We start from the raw sequence: 17,372 nt of genomic DNA, 5'->3' as shown, positions 1-17,372 counted from the left end.
TGTGCACACAACAAAAAAGGCAGAAGCCGCGGGGGCTCCTGCCTTCCTTGAAACAGCGGTGAACTACGGCGCTCGAGCGGCCTGGCGGGTCGCCCCGCAGGCTGCCTCAATGCTTAGACGTGCTCGCCCAGCACCGACACCATGACGTCGACGAGGACGTCGGTGTGCAGCGCAACTTGCACCGGGTGGTCGCCCACCATCTTCAGCGGGCCTTCCGGCAGACGCACTTGCATCTTTTCCACTGCGAAGCCAACCTTGCCGAGCGCAACGGCGATGTCCGCATTCGTGACCGAGCCGAACAGACGGCCGTCCACGCCAGCCTTCTGGCCGATCTGAACGGTCAGGCCGTTGAGTTTTTCGCCTTCGGCTTGCGCGGCTGCCAGCTTTTCAGCGGCGGCCTTTTCGAGTTCGGCGCGGCGAACTTCGAATTCGGCGATTGCGTCCTTCGTGGCACGGCGTGCCTTCTTGTTGGGGATCAGGAAGTTACGTGCGTAACCGTCCTTCACCTTGACGATGTCGCCGAGGTTACCCAAGTTGACGACTTTTTCCAGAAGAATGATCTGCATTCTATTGCTCCTTATCGCGTCGTCTTATTAGGCCTTGTGCTGGTCGGTGTACGGCATCAGCGCGAGGAAACGCGCGCGCTTGATAGCCGTGTCCAGCTGACGCTGATAGTGGGCCTTCGTACCCGTCAGACGAGCCGGCGTGATCTTGCCGTTTTCGCCGATGAAGTCCTTCAGCGTATCGAGGTCCTTGTAGTCGATCTGCTCGACGCCTGCAGCCGTGAAGCGGCAGAACTTCTTGCGCTTGAAGAGCGGGTTTTGTTGCTGACGACGCTTGTCGAATTTCTTACCAGTAGGGCGGGCCATGATTAGTCCTTTCCTGTACCTTGCATTTCGGTGATGTGAAACACCAGGGTTCGCGCGTTGCGGTGCTTTTTCGCCAAAAATCCGGTGAAGAGCGCTTCCACGCCCATCTCGCAGCTTTCGACGAGACCGCAGGCCTTGCCTGCCGCCACCGCGGGCATCGTGAGCTCGACGAAACGGGCAATGCCGGCTTCGACGACCTCCGTGCGATGCTGCAACGTGACGCTTGCGATCGGAACGCCGGCGGGGGTGTACCGCACCGGTTCGCGTTCTACGACGCTAGCCGTAAGCTGCAGCCTGTTCACGGGGCGAATTTAAGCAAATGAGTCAGGCAAATGAGCGTTGATCCTGGTGGCTTGTGTTATTAAGCCTGCGCTTCGGTCGGCTGGGCAGCCGCCTTCTTGGCTTCTTCGCGCTGCACTTCCTTCATCATCGGCGACGGGCCGGTTTCGGCCTTCTTCATCTTGACGATGAGGTGACGCAGAACAGCGTCGTTGAACTTGAATGCGTGTTCCAGTTCGTCGAGCGTGGTCTGGTCGCATTCGATGTTCATGCAGACGTAGTGAGCCTTCGCGAGTTTCTCGATCATGTAGGCCAGTTGACGACGGCCCCAGTCTTCGATGCGGTGGATCTGGCCACCGTGCGACGTGATCGTGCTCTTGTAACGCTCGATCATCGCGGGCACTTGCTCGCTTTGATCGGGGTGCACGATGAAGACGATTTCATAATGACGCATGTATCACTCCTTATGGATTTAAGCCACCCGGGCGTCGGAACCGGTGCGGCAAGTGAGAAGCCGAAGATTGTAGCGCGATCTGCCTCGCTCGCGCAACCGAAATTATGGTTTCGCGCAGCGTTTCAGACATGTTTTCAAGGACTTGCGCGCTGGCGTACGCCCGCCGGCGTCTCAGCCACTGCCGCTGCGGCTGTCCGCGAGCCGCGCATCGAGCGCCGCGCGCAGGCCGGCGAGCGCATCCGGGCCCGCATCGGTGACGGCCCACCAGGTCATGCCGGCGGCCTGCCAACGGGCAAGTGAATAGCCTTCGCTCGTGCGAGGCACGGCGGTTTCCGTCATCGGCCCCGCCACGCCGGGCGGGAAGACATAGACATCGATCACATGCTTGCGGTAGCGGTAAACCAGCACCGCGACTCGCTCGCGCCCCACATAATCGAGACGGCCGCCCATGAGCGGGAAGCCCTGCGCTGAGAAGTCCTCCACGGGAGGCGCATAGTCGATGCGGCCGTTGAACCACGGCTTCACCGTATGGCGGTCCGTGGACACCACGTCGAGATCGCGCCCCGAGATCTGCGCGCGCACATGGCTGGCCACGAGCTCCTCGACAAAAGCCCCATCAGCGGCGGATTTGCGCAGATGCAGAACCGTCGCCACGCTCAAGGCACACAGCACCAGCACGACGCATGCGAATCCTGCGAGCCCCGCAGCGGGCAGGCCGGCCGTACTTGTGCCGCCAGCGCCCCGGGACCGCCCGCCAGCACCGCCCTCGCCTGGCGCACGCCCTCGCAGGCCGGGCAGCCAGCGGCGCCATGCGCCGGTTCGCGCGGGCGCCTCGCGGTGCACGTGGTCAGCGGTCATCGACGGGCTTTGCACGGGCGGCAACGCCGCCACGATGCGCGCGGCGAGGCCCTCCGGCGCCCGATAGCAGGGCGCCGCACGCGTCAGACGGGAAATGGCTTCGACATTCGCAGCCGCGCCACGGCATTGCGCGCAGCCAGCCAGATGCACGCGCACGCGCCATTCGTCGGCGGCGGAAAGTTCACGGTCGACGCTTGCCTCGACCAGCGGGCTCGCTTCGTCACAGTTCATCGGGCGCCTCCGTGGCAGGACGTGGCGCACACGGCCCCTGAGGCTCGCGCGCTCCGCCGTCGACGGCCGGCTCCTCCCGGAACCGGCCGTCGGCCCCCCGGCCGGATGGTCTCCACGCTTTGCTTGCCCCGAAATCTGCCTTGCTGGCCGCGTTGTCGGCCATATTGCCCGCATCGCCGGCTGTCCTTTCGACCGCCTTTGCCGGCCCGGCCGCCGCACCGCCGCTACATGCCTGCGCCGCCAGCATCGCGGCGAGGCGCTTGCGGCCCCGCGCGAGCCGCGACATCACCGTGCCCACCGGCACGTCGATGACCGCCGCAATCTCGCGATAGCCCAATTCCTCCAGCTCGCGCAGCACCAGCACCTCGCGGTACTCCACCGGCAGGCGCTGCAGCGCCTCCTGCACGCGCCGCGCGTCCTCGGCGCGAATCGCCGACGCCTCCGGGTCGGCGCTGCCCGTGTCCCAGCCGTCCGGTGGCTGGTCGTCGCGCAACGCGTCGAACGGCGCAACTTCCTCCGCGCCCGCGCGCCGCCGCCACTCGTCGTACCAGACGCGCCGCACGATCGCGAGCAGCCAGGGCCGCGCCTGGTCGCCGCGAAACGCGTCGAAGAAGCGGAACGCGCGCAAAAAAGCTTCCTGCACGATGTCCTCGGCGTCGCCGGGATTGCGCGAAAGCCAGCGGGCAAGGTTGTACGCGGCATCCAGATGCGGCAGCGCCAGCGCCTGAAAACGGCGGCTGCGCTGCGCATCACCGGATCCCTCGTGCACTTCGTGCATCTCGTGCGCCCCGTTCGCGGATTCGCCCACTTGGTCCCCTCGTGCCTGATGGCTCGCGGCGCGACCTCAACGCTCGACGCCGCGCACAACGCGCACGCCGGCGCCGGTCTCGCTCATGCATTACCCGCACAGCGGCCAGTTTATTCCCGAGAAATACGTGCGAAAACGAAAAATAAATGGGCCATGCGCGGGCCTGAAATCAGGGGTCTCCGATCAGGCCTAGCCGCTCCAGTACCCTGGCCGCGCGTAGACCTCTTTCAGGTAATCGATGAAATAGCGCACCCGCGCCGGAACGTAACGTTGCTGCGGGTACACGGCGAGGATGTCGTAGTCGGGCAGCGCGTACTCGTCGAGCACCGTCTCCAGTTCGCCGCGCGCGAGCTGCGCATCGATCTCCCACGTCGAGCGCCAGCCGAGCCCAAGCCCCTCGGTGACCCAGCGGTGCAGCAGCTCGCCGTCGTTGCAGTCGAGCGTGCCGCCCACGCGCACGGTTGCGAGCTTGCCGTTGCGGCTGAAATACCAGCCGCGGTTCTGGCCGCCCTGCAGATTGAAGGCGAGACAGTTGTGATTCGGCAGGTCTTCGAGCGTCTTCGGCTTGCCGTGCTTGCGGAAGTATTCGGGCGTGCCGCACACCACGCGCCGGTTGGTGGCGAGCTTCACCGCGACGAAATTCGGGTCCACGGACCCGCCGATGCGAATCGACAGGTCGTAACCCTCGCGCACCAGATCGACCACGCGATCGGTCAAGTTGAACGAGACCTGGAGCTCGGGCTTGTCGGCGAGAAATGCGGGCGCGAGCGGCGCCACGTGCTTGCGCCCGAAGGCCGCCGGCGCGGAGACGATCAGATGCCCGTTGACCACGCGCCGCCCGGCGGACAGCTCGTTTTCGGCCTGCTCCCACTCCAGCAGCAGGCCGCGGCAACGCTCGAGGAATGCGCCGCCCTCCTCGCTGACCACGAGCCGCCGCGTCGAGCGGTACATGAGTTTCACGCCGAGGCGTTTTTCGAGCGCGTCGATGCGCCGCCCGAGTATCACCGGCGAGACGCCCTCGGTCAGCGCTGCCGCCGCAAGGCTGCCCGCGTCGGCCACGCGCACAAAGGTTTCAATCTGCTTGAAGCGGTCCATGCCTGCCCTCCTGTCTCATGCCGCGCCCCGCAAGCGCCGCCCACGGCAATTCCATACTTTTTGTTTCGGAATAAACGACCTGGGCTGATCTTATCAAACCTTTCCAGCGCGTCTAAAGTGAGCCTCAACCGTCGTATCCAATGCCCGCCATCCCCATGGCGCAGCCCCTCAAAGCATTAGCAACATTCAGGAGACTTTTCATGGCCAAGATGAGAGCCGTCGACGCAGCCGTTCTGGTGCTCGAAAAAGAAGGCATCGACACCGCCTTTGGCGTGCCCGGCGCTGCAATCAACCCCTTCTACTCGGCGATGAAAAAAGCCGGCGGCATCACCCATGTGCTCGCCCGCCACGTCGAAGGCGCTTCGCACATGGCCGAAGGCTACACACGCGCCAACGCCGGCAACATCGGCGTTTGTATCGGCACCTCGGGCCCCGCGGGCACCGACATGATTACGGGCCTGTACTCCGCTTCCGCCGACTCGATTCCTATTCTCGCGATCACGGGTCAGGCACCGCGCGCACGCCTGTACAAGGAAGACTTCCAGGCTGTCGACATCGAGTCGATCGCCAAGCCCGTCACGAAGTGGGCCGTCACCGTGCGTGAGCCGGCACTCGTGCCGCGCGTTTTCCAGCAGGCATTCCACCTGATGCGCTCGGGCCGTCCGGGTCCGGTGCTGGTTGACCTGCCGATCGACGTGCAGCTCGCCGAAATCGAATTCGACATCGACACCTACGAGCCGCTGCCGGTCTACAAGCCGCAAGCCACGCGCAAGCAGATCGAAGCTGCGATCGAACTCCTCAACGCCAGCGAAAAGCCGCTGATCGTCTCGGGCGGCGGCGTGCTCAACGCGGCAGCCGAAGACCTGCTCGTGCAGTTTGCCGAAATCGTGGGCGTGCCCGTGATCCCGACGCTGATGTCGTGGGGCGCGATCGCCGACGACCATCCGCTGATGGCCGGCATGGTCGGTCTGCAGACGTCGCATCGCTACGGCAACGCGACGATGCTCGCATCGGACTTCGTGCTCGGCATCGGCAACCGTTGGGCGAACCGCCACACGGGCAGCGTCGAGGTCTACACGAAGGGCCGCAAGTTCGTGCACGTCGACATCGAACCGACGCAGATCGGCCGCGTGTTCGGCCCGGATCTGGGCATCGTTTCGGACGCCAAGGCTGCGCTCGAACTGTTCGTCCAGGTCGCGCAAGAGTGGAAGGCTGCTGGCAAGCTCAAGGACCGCAGCGCTTGGGTCGCCGACTGCCAGGAACGCAAGCGCACACTGCAGCGCAAGACGCACTTCGAAAACACGCCGATCAAGCCGCAGCGCGTGTACGAAGAGATGAACAAGGTGTTCGGCCGCGACACGTGCTACGTGAGCACGATCGGTCTCTCGCAGATCGCAGGCGCCCAGTTCCTGCACGTCTACAAGGCGCGCAACTGGATCAACTGCGGCCAGGCAGGCCCGCTCGGCTGGACGATTCCGGCAGCGCTCGGTGTGCGCGCAGCCGACCCGTCGCGCCCCATCGTGGCGCTCTCGGGCGACTACGACTTCCAGTTCATGATCGAGGAACTGGCAGCCGGCGCACAGTTCAAGCTGCCGTACGTCCACGTGCTCGTGAACAACTCGTACCTCGGCCTGATCCGCCAGGCACAGCGCGCGTTCGACATGGACTACTGCGTCCAGCTCGGCTTCGAAAACATCAATGCGCCTGAAATGAACGGCTACGGCGTCGATCACAAGACCGTGGTCGAAGGCCTCGGCTGCAAGGCGCTGCGCGTGTTCAAGCCGGAAGAAATCGAGCCGGCGCTCAAGCAGGCGCAGGCCATGGCCGCCGAATTCAGCGTGCCGGTGGTGGTCGAAGTGATTCTCGAGCGTGTGACGAACATTTCGATGGGCGCCGAGATCGACGCGATCAACGAGTTCGAAGAGCTCGCCGAGAAGCCGGAGCACGCACCGACGGCTATCACGCCCCTGAGTGCGCTCGACTAAGTCGAGCGCATTGAGCCGAGCATCACCCCAGCAGGCCGCGCGTCCAGTATCGGCGCGCCGCCTGCCTGATTCCTTTTTTACTGACCGACCAGCGAGACCCAGCACCATGCCAAAATTCGCCGCGAATCTCACCATGCTATTCAACGAAGTGCCGTTCCTCGACCGCTTTGCCGCGGCAGCCGAGGCGGGCTTCGATGCTGTCGAATTCCTGTTCCCGTATCCGTTCAAGGCCGAGGAACTGGCCGAGCGCCTCGCCGCGCACAAGCTCAAGCTCGTGCTGCACAACCTGCCCGCCGGCAACTGGGAAGGCGGCGAGCGCGGCATTGCCTGCCTGCCAGATCGCAAGGGCGAGTTCAAGGAAGGCGTCGGCCGTGCGATCGAGTACGCCCGTGCGCTGAACGTGCCGCAACTGAACTGCCTCGTGGGCATCCCCACGGCAGGCATCGATCCCGACACCGCACTTGCAACCATCGTTGAAAACCTGAGCTACGCCGCGGGCGAGCTCAAGCGCGAAGGCATCCGCCTGCTCGTCGAGCCGTGCAATTCGTACGACATCCCGGGCTTCGCGCTGAACCGTTCGGCCGAAGCGCTCGACGTGATCGCGAAGACCGGCTCGGACAATCTGTTCCTGCAGTACGACATCTATCACATGCAGCGCATGGAAGGCGAGCTCGCCGCGACGATCAAGAAACACTTCGCGAAGATCGCCCATATCCAGCTCGCCGACAACCCTGGCCGCAACGAGCCGGGCACGGGCGAGATCAATTACCCCTTCCTGTTCGATCTGCTCGACTCGCTCGGCTACGAAGGCTACATCGGCTGCGAGTACAAGCCGCGCACGACGACCGTCGAAGGCCTCGGCTGGCTGCGCAACGCGCAGCAACGCGCGGCTGAACTCGCCTGACCAGGTCGCGTCGACCCCACATCGAACCGCATTCGACTCAACGGAGACATACAGATGGCAAAGATTGGTTTTATCGGCCTCGGCATCATGGGCTCGCACATGGCCCGCAACCTTCTGAAGGGCGGCCACGAACTCGTCGTGAACGGCAAGTTCCCGGTGCCTGAAGACCTCAGCAAGCAGGCCACCGTGGTGGCCGACTCGACCGCTGTCGCGCAGGCTTCGGACGTCATCATCCTGATGGTGCCGGACACCCCCGACGTCCAGAAGGTGCTGTTCGCCGATGACGGCGTCGCCAAGGGCCTCTCGGCCGGCAAGCTCGTGATCGACATGAGCTCGATCTCGCCGATCGAAACGCAGGAGTTCGCCAAGCAGATCAACGCGCTCGGCTGCGACTACCTCGACGCACCGGTTTCGGGCGGCGAAGTCGGCGCGCGCGAAGCGACGCTCACGATCATGGTGGGCGGCCCGGAAAAGTCGTTCGAACTGGCCAAGCCGCTATTCGCGCTGATGGGCAAGAACATCTCGCTGATCGGCGAGAACGGCGCAGGCCAGACGACCAAGGTCGCGAACCAGATCATCGTCGCGCTGAACATCGAAGCCGTGGCGGAAGCCCTGCTGTTCGCCGCACGCTCGGGCGCCGATCCGGAGCGCGTTCGCAAGGCGCTGATGGGCGGTTTCGCTGCATCGCGCATTCTCGAAGTGCACGGCGAGCGCATGACCAAGCGCACGTTCGATCCGGGCTTCCGCATCGAACTGCACCAGAAGGACCTGAACCTCGCCATCGACGGCGCACGCAAGCTGGGCATCGCCCTGCCGCATACCGCCAGCGCACAGCAACTCTTCAGCGTGTGTGCAGCAAACGGCGGCAAGGCATGGGACCACTCGGCAATGGTCCGCGCGCTCGAGATCATGGCCAACTTCGAAATCACCGAAGGCAAGAAGGCGTAAAGCAAAACCGCTCGAGTCGCTCGCGCGACTCGAAAGCGGCTTGATCGAGTTGTTCCGCAGATGAGGCATTGCACGCGAATGCACACAGCATCCGCGCGCAATGCCTCGCTGAGATTGGGCAGTCGCCTGGCAATGGCCAGGCAGCAACGGCCAGACAACTACCAGGCAGTAACCAGGCAGTTGGCAACATCCAGATTCAGGCTGGCGCGCACGAAACGCGACGGCCACAGGTGGGGCGCTTCGTGGTGGCGGCAACCATCGCGAAGCAAATCGAGGCCGCTCTGGGCTGAGGGCGGCCAGTGGGGTCCGAAAGCGGCACTCGGTGACGGCGGGGAAGCCTTGGTCGGTCAGACGTCATCACCGGGTGTCCGCCTGTCGGATTGCGACACACTTCATCAGCCGTCACGCGTTCGGCGCACCAGCGCTCCCTTTCCTCCACGCACTCCCCGCCCTGCTCTCGCGCAACGCCTGCCGCGCGCTTCACACTCTTTAACGCTCGAACGCTGGACGTCCTCGCACCTGCGTTTCTAGAATCGTGCTTTCATCCGTCTGTCACGCAGACGGCGCAAGGTGGACCCGCTACCCGCTGCGTGGCTACCCAATCAATCCCAGCACGTGAGGAGTGTGATCGATGGGCATCATCAACTTCATCAAGGAAGCCGGCGAAAAGCTGTTCGGCGCAGCCGCCGCTCCGGCCCAGGCCGCAGAAACCGCAGCTGCGCCGGCTGCGAATCTCGCCGATCTGAACCAGAAGGCCGGCGATGCGATCGCCGCCTACATCCGCTCACAGGGTCTCGACGCCGACAACCTCGGCGTGACCTATGACGGCATTTCGCACACGGTCACCGTCACGGGCAATGCCGTTGACCAGGCAACCAAGGAAAAGATTCTGGTGGCCGCCGGCAATGTCCAGAACGTGGACAAGGTCGACGACCAGATGAGCGTGACGAATCCGGCGCCCGAAGCGCAGCACCACACCGTGGTCTCGGGCGACAACCTCTGGAAGATCGCCGAGAAGTACTACGGCAGCGGCGCGAAAAACGACGTCATCTTCCAGGCGAACACGCCCATGCTCAAGAGCCCGGACAAGATCTACCCCGGCCAGGTGCTCGTGATTCCGCCGCTGCAATAAGGCGCTCGGCTGAAAAAAGACGGGCCTTGCGGAGCAATCCGCAAGGCCCGTTTGCATGGTTCCTGTCGTTTAGCGCTTATCGCTCAGTACGTATCGAACACGCTTTGCAACGCGGCCTTCCCGCTCGTGCCCGCCGCAAGCGCGAGCATCAGCAGCACGCGCGCCTTGTACGGGTTCAGCGTGCCCGCCGAGACGAAGCCGAGCACATCGTCCTTCGCCGCACCGTTGTGCATCACGTGTCCCGACCCCACGCGCGACGCGCGCACCACGGCAACCCCGCGCGCCGCCGCCTCGGCAAGCGCCTGCTGCAGCGTGGTGTGAATCGAGCCGTTGCCGGTGCCGGCCACGACGATGCCGCGCACGCCTGCGCTCACGAGCGCGTCCACGGCGATGCGCGTGGCGCCCGCGTAGCTCGTGACGATCTCCACCTGCGGCCATTGCCCATCTGCATTGAAGGGCGCATCCACGGTATGGGCACGCAGCGCGCGCCGCTGGAATTCCACGCGCCCGTCCTGCACCCAGCCCAGCGCGCCGATCTCGGGCGACTGGAACGCATCCACCGCATAGGTGCTGATCTTGATGACGTCGCGCGCGCAATGGATGCGGTTATTGAATGCCACCAGCACGCCCCGCCCGGTCGCCTGGCCGCTCGCCGCGAGCGCCACGGCATTGAGCAGGTTCAGCGGACCGTCGGCGGAGAGCGCCGAGGCGGGCCGCATGGCCGCCGTGAGGATCACGGGCTTGCGGCTCTTCACCGTGAGATGCAGGAAATAAGCGGTTTCTTCGAGCGTATCGGTGCCATGCGTGATGACGACGGCATCGATGTCGTCGTCTGCGAGCAACTCGTTCACGCGCTGCGCGAGCGCGCTCCAGAGGGCGAACGACATGTCTTTACTGTCGACGCTCGCGACCTGCTCGGCCTGGATCCGCGCGAGCGCGTCGAGACCCGGGACGGCCGCCAGCAACTGCGCCACGCCGATTACACCGGCCTGGTAGCCGGCGGTATTGGCCGCGTCGGGCGCGGAGCCCGCGATGGTGCCGCCAGTGGCCAGCACGGCGACGCGCGGCAGCGACGGAGCGCCGGGCGCGTATTGGGGAGAAGTGGGCGTATTCATGGCCGCGATTCTAAGCGAATCGCCGCCGGCCCAGAAATAGACAGAAGACCGGAGAACGACCGGGCCAGACGATCCGGATGATGCCCCTGTTTCAAACCGCCTCGCGCAACTGGCTCGCGATCTGCTGTTCGTTGAGCTGCGGCGCGAACATTTCAATCAGCTTGTAGGCGTACTGGCGCAGGAAGGCGCCCTTGCGCAGGCCCACGCGCGTCGTGCTGGCCTCGAACAGATGCTGCGTGTCGAGCGCCACGAGTTCGCTATCCCGCTTGGGGTCGTAAGCCATCGCGGCCACCACGCCCACGCCCATGCCCAGTTCGACGTAGGTCTTGATCACGTCCGCATCGATGGCGGTCAGCACCACGTCCGGCATGGTGCCGGCCTTCGCGAACGCCTGATCGATATGGGAGCGGCCCGTGAAGTCCTGGTCGTAGGTGATGATCGGGAACTCGGCGATCTCCTCGAGCGTGAGGTTCTCGCGGCCCACGAGCGGATGCGTCTTCGGCACGACCACCACGTGATGCCACGAATAGCAAGGAAACGTCACGATATCGGGGAAGCGGTCGAGCGCCTCGGTCGAGATGCCGATATCGGCCTCGCCGTTGATGATCATCTGCGCAATCTGCTGCGGATTGCCCTGGCGCATCGCGAGATGCACCTTCGGAAACACTTCGCGGAACTGGTGCACGACCTTGGGCAGCGCGTAGCGCGCCTGCGTGTGCGTCGTGGCCACGACGAGATGGCCGCTGTCCTGATCGGCAAACTGGCGCGCCACGCGGCGCAGGTTCTCGGCGTCGAGCAGCATGCGCTCGATCAACTGGTGCACGGCCTTGCCCGGCTCGGTGAGGCCCGTGAGGCGCTTGCCGCGGCGAATGAAGATATCGACGCCGAGTTCGTCCTCCAGATCCTTGATCTGCTTCGAGACGCCCGACTGCGACGTATAGAGCACGTTCGCCACTTCGGTCAGGTTCATGTTCTGCCGGACGGCTTCACGCACGAAACGCAACTGCTGAAAATTCATGTTCTTCTCTCCTGAACCGCCAACCGCGCTTTCGTCGATTAATGTGTCGACTAATTCGGCGATCAATCGGTCAATTATTCGTTATGCGCCGTCCATCAGGCGGGAAACACGCGCAGCCCGCGCGGCACCGCTGTCACGCCGTCGCCGGGCGCGAGACTCAGCGCGCGCCAGGTTTCGCGATCGAGCTGCGCCTCGAGCACGCCGCCCGCACGGCTTTCGAGTTCCACGCGCACCGCGCCGCCGAGCGTCACCACACGGCGCACGTCCACGACGAGGCCGTCGCGATGTGCGTCGGCATCGCGATGCAGCACGAAATCGTGCGGCCTCACGTAGGCGAGCGCCGGACCTTCGAAGCCGGCCTGCACCGCGATCGGCTGCGCCGCGCCGTCGGCCACGAAGCCTTGCGCACCGACTCGCCCATGCAAGCGGTTCGCCGCGCCGAGGAACTCGTAGACGAACGCCGACTGCGGATGATCGTACACGTCCTGGGGGCTGCCGACCTGCTCCACATGCCCATGATTCATCACGACGATGCGGTCGGCCACTTCGAGCGCTTCCTCCTGGTCGTGCGTGACGAAGATCGTCGAGATGTGCAGGTCGTCGTGCAGGCGCCGCAGCCAGCTGCGCAACTCCTTGCGCACTTTCGCGTCGAGCGCGCCGAACGGCTCGTCGAGCAGCAGCACTTTCGGCTCCACGGCGAGCGCGCGGGCCAGCGCGATGCGCTGGCGCTGGCCGCCGGAAAGCTCGGACGGATAGCGCAGCGCGAGCCAGTCGAGTTGCACGAGCTTGAGCAGCTCATGCACTTTCTCGCGGATCTGCGCTTCGGAGGGACGCTCGTTGCGCGGCTTCACGCGCAGCCCGAACGCCACATTCTCGAACACGGTAATATGGCGGAACAGCGCGTAATGCTGGAACACGAAGCCCACCTGGCGCTCGCGTGCGCCAACCATCGCCACGTCCTGCCCCTGGAGCACGACCTGGCCTTCATCGGCATATTCGAGCCCGGCGATCACGCGCAGCAGCGTGGTCTTGCCGCATCCGGAAGGCCCGAGCAAGGCGACCAGCTCGCCCGCCGGAAAGTCGAGCGAAACATGGTCGAGCGCGGTGAAATCGCCGAAACGCTTGTGCAGATTACGAACGATGATGCCCATCTTTAGCCCTTTCCCTGTTCAAGCGTCCGGCGCAACGCGCGGGTGTGTTGTTGTGGGTGTTGTTGTGTATGTCGTTGGCCAATCACTGCGCCTTGAGGCGCGGCCGCACTGCGCGTTGCCGGCAGTCCCGCGAGCGCCGGCACGTCGCCGGTATCGCGCAGCTCCGCAGACATGTGGCGCTCCGCCAGCAGCTTGAGACCCAGCGTAACGAGCGCGAGCAACGCAAGCAGCGAAGCCACGGCGAACGCGGCCGCGAAGTTGTATTCGTTGTAGAGGATCTCCACGTGCAAGGGCATCGTGTCGGTCTGGCCGCGAATGTGTCCAGACACCACCGAAACCGCGCCGAATTCGCCCATCGCGCGCGCATTGCAGAGAATCACGCCGTACAGCAGACCCCAACGGATGTTCGGCAACGTCACGCGCCGGAACATCTGCCAGCCCGACGCGCCCAGCACGTGCGCGGCCTCTTCCTCGTCGGTGCCCTGAGCCTGCATCAGCGGAATCAGTTCGCGCGCGACGAACGGGAACGTCACGAAGATGGTCGCGAGCACGATGCCCGGCACCGCGAAGATGATCTGCACATTGTGGTCCTCAAGCCAGGGGCCGAGCCAGCCCTGCGCGCCGAACAGCAGCACGTAAATGAGCCCTGAAATCACGGGTGAAACCGAAAACGGCAGGTCGATCAGCGTGGTGAGCAACGCCTTGCCGCGGAACTCGAACTTGGCGATGGTCCACGATGCCGCGAGGCCGAACGCCAGATTGAGCGGCACGGCGATCGCGGCGGTGATCAGCGTGAGCTTGATCGCGGCGAGCGCATCCGGGTCGGCGAGCGATACGAAATAGAAGCCGATGCCCTTGCTCAACGCCTGCCAGAACACGGCCACGAGCGGCACGACCAGAAACAGCGCGAGAAACGCCAGCGCAATGCCGGTGAGGAGCCAGCGCACCCAGGGCGCTTCCGTTACGGAATTGGGACGTCCTGCATTGCGGACCCGCGTACTTGCTGCACTCATTGCGCCTCTCCTCCAACACCCGCGTGCATCGGGTTCGGCACACGCGAGCGCGACACGCCGCGCGACGCCCGGCGGCTCGTGCGCCGCTGCAAATACCATTGCAACGTGTTGATGAGCAGCAGCATGACGAACGACACGCACAGCATCACCACAGCCAGCGCCGTCGCGCCCGCATAGTCGTATTGCTCGAGCTTCGTGATGATGAGCAGCGACGTGATTTCCGACTTCATCGGCACATTGCCCGCGATGAAGATGACCGAACCGTACTCGCCCAGCGCGCGCGCGAATGCGAGCGCAAAACCCGTAAGCAGCGCAGGCAATGCCGCCGGCAACACCACGCGGCGAAACGTGAGCCAGCGCGACGCGCCCAGGCAGGCGGCGGCCTCTTCCTGCTCGCGCTCGAACTCCTCGAGCACGGGCTGCACGGTGCGCACGACAAACGGCAGGCCAATGAACGTGAGCGCCACAAGCACGCCGAGCGGCGTAAACGCGATCTTGAGGCCGAGCGGCTGCAGGAACTGGCCGATCCAGCCGTTGCCCGCATACACGGCGGCAAGCGAGATCCCCGCCACGGAAGTCGGCAGTGCGAACGGCAGATCGACGAGCGCATCGATCACGCGCTTGAACGAGAACGTGTAGCGCACCAGCACCCAGGCGAGCAAGAACCCGAACACCGCATTGATGAGCGCTCCGCCAAGCGCGGAGAAAAATGTGAGGCGGTACGACGCGAGCACGCGCGGCGACGCCACCGCGCGCACGAGCTGCGCCCAATCGAGCGTCGCGGTCTTGAGGAACGTGGCCGCAAGCGGAATGAGCACCACGAGGCTCAGATACGCCACCGTGATGCCGAGCGTCACGCCGAATCCCGGCAGCGCGCCTGGCTTCTGTAATCGAAACGTCGTCATGCTCTATCTCTTCACATGGGTTGCGCGGAGCGCCTCCCGTCATGCGATACATGCGGGGCGCCGCGGCTAAAGACGCGCCTCGTCGGGCGCGCCTTGTTTTTGGCGTTGCTTGCTACTGCGTATTGCCGTAGGCTTACTACGGCCGGCTTATTGCGGCTGATAAATCGAATCGAACACGCCGCCATCGGCGAAATGCGTCTTCTGCGCCTTGGCCCAGCCGCCGAACGCCTCGTCGACCGTGTAAAGCTTGAGCTTCGGGAACTTCGCCATGAGCGCCGCCGGCACCTTGTCCGAGCGCGGACGATAGAAGTTCTTCGCGGCAATCTCCTGCCCCTTCTCGCCATAGAGGAACTCGAGATACGCCTGCGCCACCTTGCGCGTGCCGTGCTTGTCCACGACCTTGTCGACCACCGCAACCGGCGGCTCCGCGAGAATGCTGGCCGACGGCACCACGATCTCGAACTTGTCCGGCCCGAACTCCTTGAGCGAGAGGAATGCTTCGTTTTCCCAGGCGATCAGCACGTCGCCGATATCGCGCTGCACGAAGCTCGTGGTCGCGCCGCGCGCGCCCGAGTCGAGCACGCCTGCGTTCTTGTAGAGCTTCGTGACGAAGGCCTTCGCCTTCTGGTCGTTGCCGCCCGGCTGGTGCGCCGCATAGGCCCACGCCGCGAGGTAATTCCAGCGCGCGCCGCCCGAGGTCTTCGGATTGGGCGTGACGATCGAGACGCCGGGCTTCACGAGGTCGTCCCAGTCCTTGATGCGCTTCGGATTGCCCTTGCGCACGAGAAACACGACGGTCGAGGTGTATGGCGAGGCGTTGTCGGGCAGACGCATTTGCCAGTCCTTCGCGATCAGCCCTTTATTGGCGAGTGCGTCGATGTCCCAGGCGAGCGCGAGCGTCACGACGTCGGCCTGCAGTCCGTCTAGCACCGAGCGCGCCTGAGCGCCGGAACCGCCGTGCGACTGCTTGATGGTGAGCGTCTCGCCGCCTTTCGCCTTCCACTCCTTGATAAAGGCTTCGTTGATGTCCTGATACAGCTCGCGCGTGGGATCGTAGGAGACGTTGAGCAGCGCCGTGTCCGCATGCGCCGCCGGCGCGAAGACCGCCATGCCGACGAGCGGCGCCACGCCGATCAGCAGTTTCGCCGCCAGCGTCCTGAACCATGCGTGCCCCGTAATGCCTTGTTTCATCCACTTTTTCTCCGTGTCGTCGTGCGCATTCGTGCACTTTCGTGCGTTCTCGCGTGCCCTGCAGCAATCGATGGAGGCCAGTCTAGCGATCGGCTTACATTATTAAAAATGATGTTTTCTCATTTTTTAATACGTAAAAGTGGTAAGGACGGAGGAATTGGGCGCTTGCGCCTGTTTTCGCCGGTGGTTGCGTCCGTCGGGGAAGGGAAAGCGCCGTCGCGACGCCGTGCGGATGACAAAGTTCAAGTAACACTTGAAAAGCGGCGAGTACTGTATAAAAATACAGTCACCTGTTCAAACATACAGTAGCGCCATGACCAAACTCACCGCACGACAGCAGCAGGTTTTCGATCTGATCCGCCGCGCGATCGAGCGCACCGGCTTTCCGCCCACGCGCGCGGAAATCGCCGCCGAACTGGGCTTCAGCTCGGCGAACTCGGCGGAGGAACATCTGCGCGCGCTGGCGCGCAAGGGCGTGATCGAGCTGGCTGCAGGCGCTTCGCGCGGCATCCGCCTCGTGCCCGGTCCGGGCGATCTGCCGCATCAATTCACGCTGCCGCACGCGGGCCTCATGCAGCTCTCGCTGCCGCTCGTGGGCCGCGTCGCGGCGGGTAGTCCGATCCTCGCGCAAGAGCACATTTCGCAGAACTACACCTGCGACCCCGCGCTCTTTTCGAGCCGGCCCGACTACCTGCTCAAGGTGCGCGGGCTGTCCATGCGCGACGCGGGCATCCTCGACGGCGACCTGCTCGCCGTGCAAAAAAAGAGCGAAGCGAAGGATGGCCAGATCATCGTGGCGCGTCTTGGCGACGACGTCACCGTGAAGCGCCTGAAGCGGCAGCGCAACGGCATCGAGCTGATCGCGGAGAACCCTGACTACGAGAATATTTTCGTCGCGGCCGGCAGCGCGGATTTCGCGCTCGAAGGCATTGCCGTTGGTCTGATCCGTCCAACCGAATTCTGATAATTCCGCCTGCGCATTTTCTGCGCATCTTCTGCGCATTTTCCGGAGAGAGTCATGGAACGCCTTGCCCGCCTGTTGCCCTTCCGTCAATTCGGCCGTCTGCGCCATCTGCGCGGGATTGCCTCGTGCGCCATGCGCGAGGCGCGTGCTTCGGCGGCGGCCCTTGGCCGTCAATGCGGCTACCAGATCAATGGCTCGCTCTTCGACGACATCGAGCAAGAAGACGAAGCGCGCCCGCTGCCTTCCGCGCAGCCGGCCTTCGCACGCGTTTCGCTCAACAGCACGCTGAATGCGGAGCAGCCCGACCGCCGCGCACCGGTGCGCGTCTATCACGGCCAGTCGCGGCTCATCATGGTGGGCACGATGGAGGCGGTGTGCCGCGCCATCGACCGCTGTATCGCGGAGCAGCAGGCCGATGCGCCGGTCGCGCTGGCAAAGTAAGCAACAAAAGT

The 17,372-nt window shown here is 64.4% G+C and carries 19 protein-coding genes; 6 read left to right on the top strand and 13 right to left on the bottom strand.

Going from position 1 to position 17,372, the window contains the following annotated elements; translation table 11 throughout:
- Positions 1-113 precede the first annotated feature (113 nt).
- The 7 genes from rplI to PWP93_RS04960 all read right to left on the bottom strand — a co-directional run bounded on the left by rplI (position 114) and on the right by PWP93_RS04960 (position 4,594).
- On the bottom strand, positions 114-566 hold the full coding sequence (gene rplI / locus PWP93_RS04990; protein WP_421024100.1) for a 50S ribosomal protein L9: 453 nt from the start codon (positions 564-566) through the stop codon (positions 114-116).
- Positions 567-593: 27 nt separating this feature from the next.
- Positions 594-869, bottom strand: a complete 276-nt coding sequence (gene rpsR / locus PWP93_RS04985) for a 30S ribosomal protein S18 (RefSeq protein WP_035526157.1) — start codon at positions 867-869, stop codon at positions 594-596.
- A 2-nt stretch (positions 870-871) separates the two neighbouring features.
- The gene (gene priB / locus PWP93_RS04980) at positions 872-1,171 is read right to left on the bottom strand and encodes a primosomal replication protein N (protein WP_028216786.1); all 300 of its coding nucleotides are present in this window, start codon (positions 1,169-1,171) and stop codon (positions 872-874) included.
- A gap of 59 nt (positions 1,172-1,230) precedes the next feature.
- Positions 1,231-1,602, bottom strand: a complete 372-nt coding sequence (gene rpsF / locus PWP93_RS04975; RefSeq protein ID WP_027818337.1) for a 30S ribosomal protein S6 — start codon at positions 1,600-1,602, stop codon at positions 1,231-1,233.
- Positions 1,603-1,773: 171 nt separating this feature from the next.
- The gene (locus PWP93_RS04970) at positions 1,774-2,691 is read right to left on the bottom strand and encodes an anti-sigma factor family protein (protein ID WP_421043687.1); all 918 of its coding nucleotides are present in this window, start codon (positions 2,689-2,691) and stop codon (positions 1,774-1,776) included.
- The gene (locus PWP93_RS04965; protein ID WP_421045010.1) at positions 2,681-3,469 is read right to left on the bottom strand and encodes an RNA polymerase sigma factor; all 789 of its coding nucleotides are present in this window, start codon (positions 3,467-3,469) and stop codon (positions 2,681-2,683) included. The genes PWP93_RS04970 and PWP93_RS04965 overlap by 11 nt, the downstream gene beginning before the upstream one ends.
- Positions 3,470-3,688: 219 nt before the next feature.
- Positions 3,689-4,594: a LysR family transcriptional regulator gene (locus PWP93_RS04960; protein WP_421043686.1), complete on the bottom strand. Its 906-nt coding sequence runs from the start codon at positions 4,592-4,594 to the stop codon at positions 3,689-3,691.
- A gap of 200 nt (positions 4,595-4,794) precedes the next feature.
- Here PWP93_RS04960 and gcl point away from each other — a divergent pair, with 200 nt between their 5' ends.
- From gcl to lysM, 4 genes are all read left to right on the top strand, one after another.
- Entirely contained in the window at positions 4,795-6,579 is a 1,785-nt protein-coding gene (gene gcl, locus PWP93_RS04955; protein WP_421024103.1) for a glyoxylate carboligase, read from the top strand.
- Between the two features lie 106 nt (positions 6,580-6,685).
- On the top strand, positions 6,686-7,483 hold the full coding sequence (gene hyi, locus PWP93_RS04950) for a hydroxypyruvate isomerase (RefSeq protein WP_421043685.1): 798 nt from the start codon (positions 6,686-6,688) through the stop codon (positions 7,481-7,483).
- A 54-nt stretch (positions 7,484-7,537) separates the two neighbouring features.
- Positions 7,538-8,431: a 2-hydroxy-3-oxopropionate reductase gene (locus PWP93_RS04945; RefSeq protein WP_421024105.1), complete on the top strand. Its 894-nt coding sequence runs from the start codon at positions 7,538-7,540 to the stop codon at positions 8,429-8,431.
- A 631-nt stretch (positions 8,432-9,062) separates the two neighbouring features.
- Positions 9,063-9,563 (top strand): peptidoglycan-binding protein LysM, encoded by a 501-nt coding sequence (lysM, locus tag PWP93_RS04940; RefSeq protein WP_421043684.1) that lies wholly within the window; start codon positions 9,063-9,065, stop codon positions 9,561-9,563.
- An 83-nt stretch (positions 9,564-9,646) separates the two neighbouring features.
- Here lysM and PWP93_RS04935 read toward each other — a convergent pair whose 3' ends face one another.
- From PWP93_RS04935 to PWP93_RS04910, 6 genes are all read right to left on the bottom strand, one after another.
- Complete coding sequence (locus tag PWP93_RS04935; RefSeq protein WP_421043683.1) at positions 9,647-10,678, bottom strand: asparaginase; 1,032 nt, start codon at positions 10,676-10,678, stop codon at positions 9,647-9,649.
- Positions 10,679-10,769: 91 nt separating this feature from the next.
- The gene (locus tag PWP93_RS04930; RefSeq protein WP_421043682.1) at positions 10,770-11,696 is read right to left on the bottom strand and encodes a CysB family HTH-type transcriptional regulator; all 927 of its coding nucleotides are present in this window, start codon (positions 11,694-11,696) and stop codon (positions 10,770-10,772) included.
- A gap of 95 nt (positions 11,697-11,791) precedes the next feature.
- A complete protein-coding gene (locus tag PWP93_RS04925; protein WP_421043681.1) occupies positions 11,792-12,847 on the bottom strand; it encodes a sulfate/molybdate ABC transporter ATP-binding protein in 1,056 nt (351 codons plus the stop codon).
- A gap of 2 nt (positions 12,848-12,849) precedes the next feature.
- Entirely contained in the window at positions 12,850-13,860 is a 1,011-nt protein-coding gene (cysW, locus tag PWP93_RS04920; RefSeq protein WP_421043680.1) for a sulfate ABC transporter permease subunit CysW, read from the bottom strand.
- Entirely contained in the window at positions 13,857-14,765 is a 909-nt protein-coding gene (gene cysT, locus PWP93_RS04915) for a sulfate ABC transporter permease subunit CysT (protein WP_421043679.1), read from the bottom strand. The genes cysW and cysT overlap by 4 nt, the downstream gene beginning before the upstream one ends.
- Positions 14,766-14,912: 147 nt before the next feature.
- Positions 14,913-15,956, bottom strand: a complete 1,044-nt coding sequence (locus tag PWP93_RS04910) for a sulfate ABC transporter substrate-binding protein (RefSeq protein ID WP_421043678.1) — start codon at positions 15,954-15,956, stop codon at positions 14,913-14,915.
- A 313-nt stretch (positions 15,957-16,269) separates the two neighbouring features.
- Here PWP93_RS04910 and lexA point away from each other — a divergent pair, with 313 nt between their 5' ends.
- Together lexA and PWP93_RS04900 are read left to right on the top strand one after the other, a co-directional pair.
- Positions 16,270-16,920 carry a transcriptional repressor LexA gene (gene lexA / locus PWP93_RS04905; protein WP_035526115.1) on the top strand — a complete coding sequence of 217 codons (651 nt, stop codon included), beginning with the start codon at positions 16,270-16,272 and terminating at the stop codon, positions 16,918-16,920.
- Positions 16,921-16,974: 54 nt separating this feature from the next.
- Positions 16,975-17,361 (top strand): hypothetical protein, encoded by a 387-nt coding sequence (locus tag PWP93_RS04900; RefSeq protein ID WP_421024112.1) that lies wholly within the window; start codon positions 16,975-16,977, stop codon positions 17,359-17,361.
- Positions 17,362-17,372: the final 11 nt, after the last annotated feature.

The organism is Paraburkholderia sp. A1RI-2L (assembly GCF_048957375.1).
Lineage (GTDB): Bacteria > Pseudomonadota > Gammaproteobacteria > Burkholderiales > Burkholderiaceae > Paraburkholderia.
Note: the sequence above shows the minus strand (reverse complement) of the source record. Positions and strands in the feature narration are given on the sequence as shown.